The organism is Neotamlana nanhaiensis (genome assembly GCF_000943555.1).
GTDB classification, from domain to species: domain Bacteria; phylum Bacteroidota; class Bacteroidia; order Flavobacteriales; family Flavobacteriaceae; genus Neotamlana; species Neotamlana nanhaiensis.
Map to the genome: position 1 here is coordinate 153,893 of NZ_JTDV01000005.1, position 12,948 is coordinate 166,840.

General features: G+C 34.1%; 10 protein-coding genes. 2 read left to right on the forward strand and 8 right to left on the reverse strand.

Translation table 11 applies throughout. The annotated features are described in order from the left end of the window. The first annotated feature begins 36 nt into the window (after positions 1–36). Positions 37–2,553 carry a TonB-dependent receptor gene (locus PK35_RS08230; protein WP_044626227.1) on the forward strand — a complete coding sequence of 839 codons (2,517 nt, stop codon included), beginning with the start codon at positions 37–39 and terminating at the stop codon, positions 2,551–2,553. Between the two features lie 152 nt (positions 2,554–2,705). On the opposite strand, the gene PK35_RS17740 is transcribed toward PK35_RS08230, so the two are convergent. Then, positions 2,706–2,882 (reverse strand): hypothetical protein, encoded by a 177-nt coding sequence (locus tag PK35_RS17740; protein WP_202903828.1) that lies wholly within the window; start codon positions 2,880–2,882, stop codon positions 2,706–2,708. Positions 2,883–2,979: 97 nt separating this feature from the next. After that, positions 2,980–3,621, reverse strand: coding sequence for a peroxiredoxin (locus PK35_RS08235; RefSeq protein WP_044626228.1), 642 nt, complete (start codon positions 3,619–3,621; stop codon positions 2,980–2,982). 164 nt (positions 3,622–3,785) lie between these two features. Here PK35_RS08235 and fumC point away from each other — a divergent pair, with 164 nt between their 5' ends. Beyond that, positions 3,786–5,183 carry a class II fumarate hydratase gene (gene fumC / locus PK35_RS08240; RefSeq protein ID WP_044626229.1) on the forward strand — a complete coding sequence of 466 codons (1,398 nt, stop codon included), beginning with the start codon at positions 3,786–3,788 and terminating at the stop codon, positions 5,181–5,183. A gap of 248 nt (positions 5,184–5,431) precedes the next feature. Here fumC and PK35_RS08245 read toward each other — a convergent pair whose 3' ends face one another. The 6 genes from PK35_RS08245 to PK35_RS08270 form a co-directional block, all read right to left on the reverse strand. Next, the gene (locus PK35_RS08245; RefSeq protein WP_044626230.1) at positions 5,432–6,313 is read right to left on the reverse strand and encodes a chromosome partitioning protein ParA; all 882 of its coding nucleotides are present in this window, start codon (positions 6,311–6,313) and stop codon (positions 5,432–5,434) included. A 320-nt stretch (positions 6,314–6,633) separates the two neighbouring features. Then, a complete protein-coding gene (locus PK35_RS08250; RefSeq protein ID WP_044626231.1) occupies positions 6,634–8,331 on the reverse strand; it encodes a hypothetical protein in 1,698 nt (565 codons plus the stop codon). Positions 8,332–8,417: 86 nt separating this feature from the next. Continuing rightward, positions 8,418–8,930 carry a hypothetical protein gene (locus tag PK35_RS08255; protein WP_044626232.1) on the reverse strand — a complete coding sequence of 171 codons (513 nt, stop codon included), beginning with the start codon at positions 8,928–8,930 and terminating at the stop codon, positions 8,418–8,420. Between the two features lie 107 nt (positions 8,931–9,037). Next, positions 9,038–10,276 carry a DUF6638 family protein gene (locus PK35_RS08260; RefSeq protein ID WP_044626233.1) on the reverse strand — a complete coding sequence of 413 codons (1,239 nt, stop codon included), beginning with the start codon at positions 10,274–10,276 and terminating at the stop codon, positions 9,038–9,040. A 15-nt stretch (positions 10,277–10,291) separates the two neighbouring features. Then, positions 10,292–10,879 (reverse strand): NUDIX domain-containing protein, encoded by a 588-nt coding sequence (locus PK35_RS08265; protein WP_044626234.1) that lies wholly within the window; start codon positions 10,877–10,879, stop codon positions 10,292–10,294. A gap of 77 nt (positions 10,880–10,956) precedes the next feature. Continuing rightward, positions 10,957–12,915 (reverse strand): AAA family ATPase, encoded by a 1,959-nt coding sequence (locus PK35_RS08270; RefSeq protein WP_044626235.1) that lies wholly within the window; start codon positions 12,913–12,915, stop codon positions 10,957–10,959. Positions 12,916–12,948: the final 33 nt, after the last annotated feature.

Genomic DNA, 12,948 nt, shown 5'->3' on the forward strand with positions numbered 1-12,948 from the left:
GCGGTCTAAACATCAAATCAACTCAAAAATATTTTAATGAATAAATCAAACCTTTCATTAGCCTTTTTATTGCTATTTTCAATATTAGTTTACGCCCAACCTGCATCGCAACCAGCTGTTTTGGTTTCAGGAAAAGTTATAGATAGCGAAACGCAAGACCCTTTAGAATACGCCACAATTTCATTTTTTAGTAAAACTGAAAATAAAATAGTTGAAGGCGGTATTACCGATACTAATGGTAACTTTAATATCTCTGTAAGTAAGGGAGTTTACAACATTTCAATTGAATATATCTCGTATAAAACCATTACGTATAATGATCGTAAAATTGATGGCAACGAAAATTTAGGAACCATTGCGTTAGCAATAGATATGGCTACCCTAGACGCCGTACAAGTTATTGCCGAAAAAACTACAGTTGAAATTAAACTCGACAAAAAAGTTTACAACATAGGTAAAGACTTAACAACTGCTGGCGGTACGGTAAGCGATGCTTTAAACAATGTACCATCGGTTTCGGTTGATGTTGAAGGCGCTATTAGCTTACGTGGAAACGAAAATGTTAGAATTTTAATTAACGGAAAACCATCGGCTATGGCTGGTTTTGGCGACACCAATGTGTTAAGTCAGTTACCTGCCGAGGCCATTGAACGTGTTGAAGTTATTACATCTCCATCGGCACGCTATGATGCCGAAGGAACTGCCGGAATATTAAATATTATTTTACGCCAACAAGAAACATTAGGTTTTAACGGCTCTATAAATGCAACGGTTGGAAATCCCGATAACTTAGGGCTCTCGACAAATTTAAACTACCGCACCGAAAAATTTAATCTCTTTTCAAATTTAGGATTTCGTTATTTTAACTCTCCAAGAAACAGCTTTAGTGACACGAAGTATTTTGATACTGAACCTGATGAAGTTAATAGAGTGCGCGAAGATGCCGAAGTAGAACGTTTAAACAGAAATTATAACGCTAGTTTGGGTATGGAGTATTTCCTTTCGGAAAAAACCTCGTTAACAGGAACCGTTTTTTATCGTTACGGACAAGACAGAGATTCTGGTTTAAATATTAGTGATCGCTACATTGATGCCGATCATGTAGAGCAAACCCAGCGTATTGAAAAACAAAATGAAGATGGTGGAAACTTTCAATTTGCATTAAATTATATTACAAAATTCGATGATAATGGTCATGAACTTACTGCCGACATTCAAATAGAAACAGGAAGTGAAGAACAGTTTACCTACTATAATGAAGATTATAATTTTACCAATCAAGTTGATCCCGACCCTTTTCAAATTGAAAACATTACGCAAAATGATGATGAAAACGAATCATTATTCCAAATAGATTATGTGCTTCCTATTGGTGAGAATGCAAGGTTTGAAGCTGGATATAGAGGAAATTTTGAAAATTCTATTACCGATTATTTATTAGAGCAAGAAAACCTTGATAATGGAAATTTAGAAGTAAATGATGCCTTATCAAATATTTTTGATTATACCGAAAATGTTAATGCATTATATTCTCAATATGGTACTAAATTTGGCCAATTTTCATTTTTATTAGGACTTCGCTTAGAAAACACTCAATTAAAAGGAAACATAGAATCGAGATTAACTCCTGAAGAATTAGAGGAATTTTATGGTTTCCCAATTGATACCGATTTCGATAATAATTACTTCGGTATATTCCCTACTGTAAACGTAATTTACAATTTATCGGGTGATGATGAAGATTCTGAAGAAAGTATTACTTTTGGTTACAATCGTAGAATAAATCGTCCTAGAGGTTGGTTTATTAATCCGTTTCCATCGCGTTCAAGTCGTACAAATGTATTTCAAGGAAACCCTAATTTACAACCTGCTTTTGCCAGCGCTTTCGATTTGGGTTATTTAAAACGTTGGGACGAACTTACGTTAACAACATCTGTTTATTATCAACATGAAACCGATTCTTTTGAGCGAATTCAAGAAAATACTGGCGGACAAACATCGGATGGTATCGATATTATTAGAACCGTTCCTGTAAACTTATCTACAAACGAGCGTACTGGTGCAGAACTAGGCGTACTTTATAATCCAGTAAAATGGTTACGCTTAAATTCTAGTTTTAACTTTTTTCAATTTAACACTAATGGAGAATTTAATGGTGTTGACTATAGTGCTAAAAACACCAGTTGGTTTGCTCGTTTAAGTAGTAAAGTAACCTTACCATCGAAAATCGATTGGCAAACAAATACTTTTTATAGAGGAGCAAGACAGAACGCTCAAGGTGAAGACAATGGCATTTTTTCGTTAGATTTAGCTTTTAGTAAAGAATTGTTTAATAATAATGCAACCATTTCGTTAAATGTTAGAGACTTACTTAACTCGCGAAAACGTAAATCGACAACATTTACAGATAGTTACGAAACCTATGGCGAATTTCAATGGAGACAACGCCAAATTAACCTGTCTTTACGTTACAGATTTAATCAGCATCACAAAAAACAAAACGAACGCGAAAATCAAGGTGGTGGTGACGACGATTTTGAGTTTGAAGGCTAATACACTTGTTTAATAAAAATTTAAAGCTGTTTAAAGTTTAACCTCTTTAAGCAGCTTTTTTTATTTTTAAATTATCAAATTAAAAATAAAACACAAAAAAAAGGGAAGCTATATTATAGTTTCCCTTTTTTTTGTTTTTAAATTAAGCTTGATTAGCTGGCGTTACGCTTTGCTTTTTTCTCTTCTTTAATTTCTTTTAATCTTTCAATTAAAGCACCTCCAATCCAGTAAGGAATAACGAAGGTTAATAAAAATATCATTAACCAAAACCCAATGGTTAAAATGGTTAAAAATGCTAAAAAGCCTAAATACTGGTCAAAATCAAACATAATTTATATGTGTCTTCTATTAATAACTGTTCGCAAAGATAATGTAAAGAGACTTTTTAAACAATATCAAATTAAAAATTATTAACAGAGTTTTTAACTAATTTAAATTAGGTTGTGGTGTTAATCTTAAATAAGGTTTCACCTCTTCTACACCTTTTGTAAAAATGTTTTTAGCATCAGCTGTGGAAATTGCTGGACTAACAACTACATGTTCTCCGTTTTTCCAATTAGCTGGTGTTGCTACTTTATGATATGCTGTAAGTTGTAACGAATCGATAACACGTAACAACTCATCAAAATTTCTTCCGGTTGATGCTGGATACGTAATTATTAGCTTCACTTTTTTATCATCACCTATAACAAAAACCGAACGTACTGTAAGCTTACTATCTGCATTTGGGTGAATCATGTCATATAATTCTGAAACTTTACGATCTTCATCTGCAATAATTGGGAAATTTACTGTAGTATTTTGAGTTTCGTTTATATCGTTAATCCATCCTTTATGAGATTCTAACCCATCAACACTTAAAGCGACTACCTTAACGTTACGTTTTTCAAATTCACTTTTATATTTTGCCACCGTACCTAATTCTGTTGTACAAACTGGTGTGTAATCAGCTGGATGCGAAAATAAAATCCCCCAGCTATCACCCAACCAATCGTGAAAATTTATAGTTCCTTCGGTGGAATTTGCGTTGAAATTTGGAGCTTCATCTCCTAATCTTATTGTTGCCATAATATATATTTATCTTAGTTATTTTTACCCCTACTAAATTAATAGATTTAATAGGTTTTAAAAAATATTTATTGTTATTTATCTGTTAAAAAAGTCAACAAAATAATAGATAGAAAAAAGAGTAAACAGTAACTTTGTTGTATTACAATTAAAATGCATTAAACATGAGTTTTAGAATAGAAAAAGATACTATGGGCGAGGTAAAAGTACCTGCCGATAAGCTATGGGGCGCGCAAACGGAACGCTCTAGAAATAACTTTAAAATTGGAGCACCAGCCTCTATGCCATTAGAAATTGTTTATGGCTTTGCTTATTTAAAAAAGGCAGCGGCTTACACAAATTGCGAATTAGGTGTATTACCAATTGAAAAACGCGATTTAATAGCCAATGTTTGTAACGAAATATTAGAAGGCAAACACGACGACCAATTTCCATTAGTGATTTGGCAAACAGGCTCGGGTACGCAAAGTAATATGAATGTAAACGAGGTGGTTGCAAACCGTGCACATCAATTGGCTGGAAAAGTAATTGGTGAAGGCGAAAAAACTATTCAACCTAACGACGATGTTAACAAATCGCAATCATCGAACGATACCTTCCCTACTGGTATGCACATTGCAGCGTACAAAAAAATAGTTGAAGTTACTATTCCAGGCGTAAAGCAATTACGCGATACACTTAACAAAAAAGCCGAAGCTTTTAAAAATGTGGTAAAAATAGGACGAACGCACCTTATGGATGCAACACCTTTAACTTTAGGGCAAGAATTATCGGGTTATGTGGCTCAATTAGATCATGGTTTACGTGCTTTAGAAAACACTTTACCTCATTTAAGCGAATTAGCTTTAGGAGGAACAGCTGTTGGTACTGGATTAAACACCCCAAAAGGTTATAGCAAACGCGTTGCGGAATATATTGCTGAGTTTACAAAATTACCTTTTGTTACGGCTCCAAATAAATTTGAGGCTTTGGCGTCGCATGATGCCGTAGTTGAAACTCACGGTGCATTAAAACAGCTTGCCGTGTCGTTAAATAAAATTGCTAATGATATTCGTTTAATGGCTTCTGGCCCACGAAGTGGTATTGGTGAAATTATTATTCCTGCAAACGAACCAGGAAGTTCTATTATGCCTGGTAAAGTAAACCCAACGCAATGTGAAGCTTTAACTATGGTTTGTGCCCAAGTTATTGGTAACGATGTAGCCGTTTCTGTTGGAGGGTTACAAGGACATTATGAACTTAACGTTTTTAAACCTGTAATGGCCGCAAACATATTACAATCGGCACAGTTAATTGGTGACGCTTGTGTGAGCTTTGAAGTAAATTGTGCTGCTGGAATTGAGCCTAACCAAGAAGTAATTACCAAGTTACTTAATAACTCATTAATGCTAGTAACCGCTTTAAACACTAAAATTGGTTATTACAAAGCTGCTGAAATAGCAAATACAGCTCATAAAAATGGCACGACATTAAAAGAAGAAGCTATAAATTTAGGTTATGTTACTGCCGAAGAGTACGACGAATGGGTTAAACCTGAAGACATGGTAGGAAGCCTAAAATAGTTAGAATAATTACTTACTATAAGTAAATAAAAAGGCAGGTAAATAAATACCTGCTTTTTTTAGTTAGTTAGTTTCTATTCTTTATTTGTATAGAGTTAGAATCCAAATATACGATTTAACATTTAATTAACAAATAAACTTAAATGCTTCTTTAATTTCTTCTTATTTAATTGAAGAAAAACAATCCTTAAAACAAAAAAACCTTACTAAATAGTAAGGTTTAAAAAGTTTTATAGTTCTAAAAAAAATTATCTTAAACTAAATTCTGAAGTAGATACCAAGTCCTTTTCGTTAAAAACATTTACGATATAACTACCTTTTTCAAAATCTACATCTTCGGCAGCATTTACAAACTCACAAATATTTAAGTTGGCGTTTTCGTAGTTAAATTTACTTATTAAACTATATCCGATGGTTTTCTCATCAAAAGTTACTTGTTCATTTAAACCTAATGTATTTCCTTTAGGATCTATAACTTGAACATATAATTCTTGTTCACCTGCCTGTATTAATTTGTTTTTTGCAACAATAAAGCATACTCTAATTTTATCGCTACGTCCTGCACGCTCTGTTGGAATAACTTTACCCGAGGTTCTAACAATAACTCCTGAAGCTTTTAAATCTACCGCACTTAATACAGATGCGTCAGATACTACTTCGGCTAAAGCATTGTTTTGTACTAATAAAGAATCGGTAAACATAGCACGCTCTTCTAAACGGATTCGAGTACTGTCTAATGACGTTGCTAAATATGAGTTTTCAATACGTAAAGAATCGTTTTGAGCTAGTAAAACATCCATTTCTTTCTGTAAAGAAGCATATTTTTGCTTGTAACGCCATAAACTTTTTACGTTTGTTTCAGAAATTTTAAGCGAATCTATTAAACCTTGAATTCGCGCTCTTGCTTCAATTAAATTGTTGTTTTTAATTTCGTTTTCACCAATGGCTTCATCATATTGTTTGGCCATCGCGTTTAAATCGTTCATAACTAACTGCTTTTGCTCAGTTAATTCCTTTTTTTCGTCGCTGGCTTTTTTATGAAGATTCATGGCATAAAAACCAGTTGCTAGAAATAACACAACGGCTAAGCCTAATGCTATTTTAAGTCCTTTGCTACTTTTGTTTTCCATAATTAATTCTATTAATCCGTTTTAATAATTTGATTTGATGCTAAATACATTTTATAAGTCACAAAAATATAAGAAGTTCAATAATAACCTTAATTTATTTGAAAAAAGTTAAAAAAGTTACCAAAAACCATCTTTTTATCTACATTTTTGCAACAAATTTTATATTTAAGCATTTACAACATATACGTCAACTTAAAATAATTAGATGTTACAATTAATTATATCGATGTTTAAAAAGACTACTATTTCTCCTCAAACCCATAAATATCAATAATTTACAGGTTGATTAAAATTTTGTTAAATTTCAATTTTTAATTAAATTAATTTGATATTGCCTTTAATGAATCAATTTGCTTTTGAAGCTTTTCTAGAAGTGCCGCTTTATCATCCTGCACAGGAATTAATTTACTTATGGAATCTTTTACCGCCTCGGCAATATCGATTTCCTTTTTCTCTTCAGCATAATAGTAACCAATGCCTTCGCTAGCGCGCCACGCTTCGTTTAATTGATCATAGACGGTTCTATCCCATTGACTTGGATGTTTTACATCTATCCAAATAACATCGCGATATTCGCTATCTATTAAAACTAAATCTGGTGTTGCCGAACCATCAAATTGTTTAGAATTGGTATCACTTATAGAGGATACCGTACCCATGAAAAACATACGCTTTTTTCCTGCTATATTTTTTATATACGGACGAAACTCCACCGGTGTATTTGCAGACCAATCGTACTCTTTGCGCGATTCTTGCACTTTTAAAGGCATTGCCGAAACACCTGCGTAACCTTGTTTTTTTGCGGCATGATTGTAATAGTATAACTTATCGGTACCATCGGCAGGTACAAACACACTAAAACTTAAGCTGGTACGCTCCTCGCCTACGGGTTCTAAACCAAACCAATGGTATAAACCACTGTAAGCTCCTGTTTCAGTTTCAGTGAAATCGAAATCTGTAACGTAGGGTTGCTGATTTTGATCTTTTGGCATTTCTGGAATTTTAACCGCGGTTTCCATATTCCATGGCAACGGATCGCTAAATCCGCCTAAAAATTTTAATGATTCTGCTTGTAAACGAGACACCGATTCTGCCAATGTATTTTGGCGTGTTAAATACTCATGATTTTTCATTTCTTCGGGACTCACGTACGTACCTTTTCCTATTAAAATACGTTCGATATAATCATTCACGTCATGCTCGCCGCTATCAATAACCATTACACCACCAAAGGTTGGATACGGAAATAAAAAGCCTTTCCATTTAATTAAACTTACCACTTCTACCCATTTTCCAGCGTCGTTTTTCATGTAATAGGTGTCGCTAGGTTCCATGGTAAACAGTTGAAAAATATTGAAACGTTGCACTACGGCATTGTAGGTGTTTCTGCTGAATTTTAAAGATTCTCCAATAGAAAATGTTACCGAAATTCGGTTTTCGTTGGAAAATCTCGGGAATGGTGTGGTACTTGAAACTGCGAAAACTTCTTCGGTATTATCAGTCATACCTTGCCACATGTATTTTTCGGTTGGCTGGATGGCCATCGTCCATTTATTTTCATCTCCAATACGCACTAAATGCGGTAACGAAACATCTTTGGTTTCGCCTACACTTTCATTAGCCATTGAAAACACATTTCGTAACGGTTGAATACGTTCATTTTGCGTAAGTGGTAATTCGTGGATTTCTACTTTATTTAAATGATTAAATACATTGTACGTTTTCATGTAATCGTACATTTTAAAATGCCAACCTACAACGTAAAGCAATCCGAAGAAAACAATTGATAATGCTAAAATACCTAAACGACTACCTGTACTGGCGCTGTTTCTAAATTTTCGCAAGCCTAAAAATAATACGATAACACTTAATAGAATTACAAAAATATATTTGCGAACAAACAACAACGCAGGTTGATAATCGTCTCGTAATACAAACAAAACAATAAGTAAGATTAAAGCAATAATTATGGTAATTACTTTTTGTTTGGTTCCTTTTTTCCAGTAGTTTTTTATCATGTTTTTATTATTCCTGAGAAGACCAGGAATCATTTTAAATTAATTTTCATTTTCAAGACACTTCGACTGCGCTCAGTGTGACAATATTAAAGCAACCCCTTATCCTTTAAGCGTTCTCTTGCGCTTTTTTCGTTAGTTTTTGGTGCTTCTTTTATTTCTTCAGTAGCTTCTGTGTCTTTGGTTTTTAGATCCTCGATAAAGTCTTTACCTTTTTCGATGGTATCCTGAACCATATCTTCGAGCGAGTCGCTTTTTTCTTCAATAACTTCGGAAGATTTAAAGATAAAATTCGCCAAATACGTTCCAGCTAAAGTTCCTACTAACATGGATGCAAATAACGAAATGGTAGCTAAATTTATAGGAATTAAAAAACGAACAATTACAATACCTACCAAGAATAAAAATCCTAAGAACAACAAACGGACAATAAATTTTTGCTGATACACAAAGCCCTTTTTATCGGAAGCTTTCATTTGTAAATCTTTTGAATACATGATTTTATTAAAAAATCGGTACACTTTATTACTATGCGATTCGCGCCAGTAAATTAAAGCTCCAAATAAAATGGAAGCAATGAAAATTATTAATTCTAGTGTCATGGTTTTAAAGTTTAACGTTTGTTAAATTACCTTGCGCTTTATGGTTTGTCATCCTGAACTCGTTTCAAGATCTCAAAATTTATTATACTTTACTTATTTGTCTCCAATTATTCAATATTGTTACTAATCACTTCAATCACCCAATCTTTAAAAGACTCATCCCAAGTCTCGAAAACTTTGTAAAATGCCGGTTTATCATACCAATACCAAAACAACACATCTTTTGGTGCTACATTAACCAGTAATTGCCATATTAAATCTTGATGCGCAGCTTCCAGTGAGGAATGTGGTTTGTGTAGGGCTTCAAAAAGAGCATCATCAACCACATCAGCACGTTTAAATTGGTTACTTACTTCCAATTTTTCAAGGTAGCGCTCTACGCTCATTAAACGCTTTCTATCTTCAATATTTAGCTTATTTAAATAGCTTTTTGTTAAAATAGAATCGGTTAGAATATCTTTTATAGGGTGTTGTGTTTCCTTTAAAAGTTGCGCCATTTCAAACTTTTTTATGCGGTCGTAACGCTTGGTTTTTACAACATCTTCTAAATGACATTCAATTATCATGTGGTCGCGCAATTTATCCATTAATTCTGGCTGTTTTATATGATAAATTAACACATCGTAATTGGTATCTTTTATGCCTTCTTTGTGCCATTTTTCATCCTCAAATACCACAATTGGCGATATAAAATCGCGTAACACATAAACACCTCCAAATGCCCTGGTATAAAACGAATTAGTTTGATATTCTAATGGTGGTAAGTTTAAATTTCTATGTCTTAAATCGCCATACGCTTTCGCGGAATCGAGCAACTTCTTATGAATAGACTCATCGATAAAATTATTACCACGATTAAAAACCTCGATGAGTTCAAGTTGTTCTTGTTGAACGCTCTTAAGATTATCTATTAAATGAAAATGGACTTGCAATTTACTGTATCGCAGCACATCCAAAGGTTCATAAAACGCGTCGATACCTTGATCGAAATCCAGACACAGCGCAGAATCGCGAGTAATATCTTTAATTTGTTCGCCATAGATTTTAAAAACTTGTTTCATAATATCCTTATCGAAGGTATGAAACGGTAAATACACAGGCTTCCCTTTTTGTTGTGGTGAAATTAAAATACCATGCGGATTTGCTTCACCATTATTCAAGTAATTTAGATCGTTTTTTTCTTCGGCTATTTCTGGACTCCAGCCTACACCATCAATACTAAAAGTTTTGAGTTTAGTTTCGGTAAACCCAAGTTTAATCAAGCATTTATTGTAACGCTCAACTAACTTACCGCTTACCGGAATAAGTTCACTTCTGTATAAATTGGCTGTTTTTAGTTTGTTCATTTTTCTTATTCCTTCCTACGCAGGAATTAATTTATTTATCTCTGCGTACTGCAATAACATAATTGTTTTTGCATCAATAATTTCGAAATTATGCATCATCTCCATAGCTTTATCAAATGGAAGTTCTAACACTTCGATCTCTTCATTTTCAATTTCTAATCCGCCTCCATCATTTATTTTCATGCTATCATCATATTCGGCAATAAACAAAAACATTTTTTCGGTTACTGCTCCAGGCGATGTGTAACATTCTAGCACTTTTTTAGCACTTTCAATTTTATAGCCTACTTCCTCTTCTGCCTCACGAATAATACAAACTTCGGGTGCTTCATCTTTATCTAATGCGCCCGCACAAACTTCAATAGACATACCATCGGCAGGTGTATTTACATAAGCAGGCATGCGGAATTGCTTGGTTAAAATTACCGTTTTTTTCGATTTATTATACAACAAAATTCCTGTGCCATTACCACGATCGTAACTTTCGCGCGATAAGGTACGCCAATCGCCATTTTCGAATTTATAATCGTAATCTACGCGATATAAGGTTGCCCATTCGTTTGCTAATATGTTTTTTTGTATGTTTCTTAATTTATCTTCCATGTTAATCTCATTTCCTTTTTACAAGAAACTTCTATTTTAAATTTTAAAATTTACACGTTAAATTTACTCTATTTGATTTACAAACCTTCAAAAGTTTTTCTAGCAGCGGTTTCAATGTTTAATTGATTTACTCGTGCATCAACTTTACGTTTAAAATCGGTATCGGCAATAGTGGCCACATTATCTAAATAGCGTACCACTTCTTGACGGCGAATTTCGGAAAAATCTAAACCTTTCATATTGGCTCGCATCAATTCTTGCAACATATTAAATTTGGTGTCGTAATCCTTTTTAAAATAAATTTCGGGATTACTAAACCAATCTTCTTCCAAATCAAAATCGGTTAAACGCAACGAAATAGCACTTTGTATGTTTCTTACATCACGCGACGAGAAAAACGGAAAAGCATCTTGCATCGCCTTGTATAAATTCGCAAAGAATAAATGCTGATTAGTGCTGAAATTTTTTTCAACTTCATCATAAATCGCATGAACACGAGCTTCAGAAGGCTTTTCTACCTGATTTAAAATTTCGCCCATATTTTTAGCCAATCCTTGATTTTGAAGATAGCTGTAATTTTCTGGCCCTTGCATATTTACAAAATCGGGCATGGTATCGTCTAATTTGCGCCACCACAGATGATCTTGATCTAAAAAATCGTGCTCTGTTCTTGCACCATCAATTTTGAAGCGCCCTTGCACACGCGAAATCACAGCTTTATCAAGCATTTCGGGTAAATTGGTAAATAAACCAATAGAACTGTTACCATAATTTACCGCATAAGCACCTTCGGTATAGCGCAAAAACACGCCAATAACCTCTTTCACACCTGCCGAAACACCTTGCGCTGTACGCTCTTGTAGATTATTTTCAGCATCATCAATAGGGGCAAAAATGAGCTTTGTTGGATCTTGCATAGGCTTCATCCATTCTACCATTTTTTCGGCAGAACCACCTTGAAACGTGCTAATTAACGTATCTGGCATCGGGTGAAACAAAAATGGAATATCCAAGGTATCACAATGCTCTTTGAGTCGCGTAGCAATGGCCGCAATAAGCATACTTTTACCTGTTCCTGGAATGCCGTAGCCCATAAACACAGGCATAAACCCGCCTAATTCTTGAAACGGATTCTTTTTAGCTTCAAAATCGTAGCTTAACATACGTTCGGTTAATCGACGTGCAAAGTGCTTCGCATCGCGGTTACCAACAATTTGCTCAAACTGAATTTTATTAAACTCAACGCTCTTCGCTGTACCTTGAAACATATTGTTCCAACCTGAAACTGCAAATTCTGAGTTTTCTAGTTTATAGGTTCTGTCTTCAATGGTTTCGGTATATTCTAGAGTGCTTTTTCGTAACTGAATTTCATCAATCAACGCCTCGAAATACACCACCGAAAAATCAATAACATCCTTATCGGTTTTTACAATTTCTGGATGACCTAAATATTTATCAAAATAAAATAAAGCACAAGAAATACCTTTTATAGGCGACAATAAAGACACTTCTGGAATGCCTGCAAACTTTTGCTTCATAACACTTAAATCGTCTGAAGCAAGTGGTTTTAAATCGTTTAAAATTTTATAGGCAGTCGCAAAAAGCATATAAGCTGTGGCCGTGTGCATTTTGCTTTCGTACTCGCGTTTTCCGTTGGCATCTAAAGCGGATTTATTCTGATTTAAACTGGTTAATCCAGAAGAATCGTAGTAGCTATCTTTAATCCAAATCCCAAGCGTTAAACCTTCTTGAACCGCATAAAGCGTCTGATTTAAATACATAGGAATAGCTACCGAATCGGGCAATAATCGTTTTTTTAAAGCTAAAATAGTTTTAGAAACCGATGTAATTTCTACATTACTACCGTTATTTGCTCGTGATAAATACAGTAAAATAGACTCGTCTTTACCATCTTTATCTCTATTTTTTGCTCTAGCGCTTTGCTCCCATTGTACACTTTTTAAATACGATGATGCTTCATCACGCAATACATCGAGTTCACTTTGTTTTATAGGGAATGTTGTGTTGTGTTCCATTTTTTTTAGTTTTCAGTCGCAGTCTCAGTAAGC

What these genes read in the sequence shown, in the direction of transcription:
- PK35_RS08235 (WP_044626228.1), bottom strand. Translation starts at nt 3,621, where the DNA reads ATGGCAACAATAAGATTAGGAGATGAAGCTCCAAATTTCAACGCAAAT.
- PK35_RS08255 (WP_044626232.1), bottom strand. Translation starts at nt 8,930, where the DNA reads ATGACACTAGAATTAATAATTTTCATTGCTTCCATTTTATTTGGAGCT.
- PK35_RS17740 (WP_202903828.1), bottom strand. Translation starts at nt 2,882, where the DNA reads ATGTTTGATTTTGACCAGTATTTAGGCTTTTTAGCATTTTTAACCATT.
- PK35_RS08265 (WP_044626234.1), bottom strand. Translation starts at nt 10,879, where the DNA reads ATGGAAGATAAATTAAGAAACATACAAAAAAACATATTAGCAAACGAA.
- fumC (WP_044626229.1), top strand. Translation starts at nt 3,786, where the DNA reads ATGAGTTTTAGAATAGAAAAAGATACTATGGGCGAGGTAAAAGTACCT.
- PK35_RS08230 (WP_044626227.1), top strand. Translation starts at nt 37, where the DNA reads ATGAATAAATCAAACCTTTCATTAGCCTTTTTATTGCTATTTTCAATA.
- PK35_RS08260 (WP_044626233.1), bottom strand. Translation starts at nt 10,276, where the DNA reads ATGAACAAACTAAAAACAGCCAATTTATACAGAAGTGAACTTATTCCG.
- PK35_RS08250 (WP_044626231.1), bottom strand. Translation starts at nt 8,331, where the DNA reads ATGATAAAAAACTACTGGAAAAAAGGAACCAAACAAAAAGTAATTACC.
- PK35_RS08270 (WP_044626235.1), bottom strand. Translation starts at nt 12,915, where the DNA reads ATGGAACACAACACAACATTCCCTATAAAACAAAGTGAACTCGATGTA.
- PK35_RS08245 (WP_044626230.1), bottom strand. Translation starts at nt 6,313, where the DNA reads ATGGAAAACAAAAGTAGCAAAGGACTTAAAATAGCATTAGGCTTAGCC.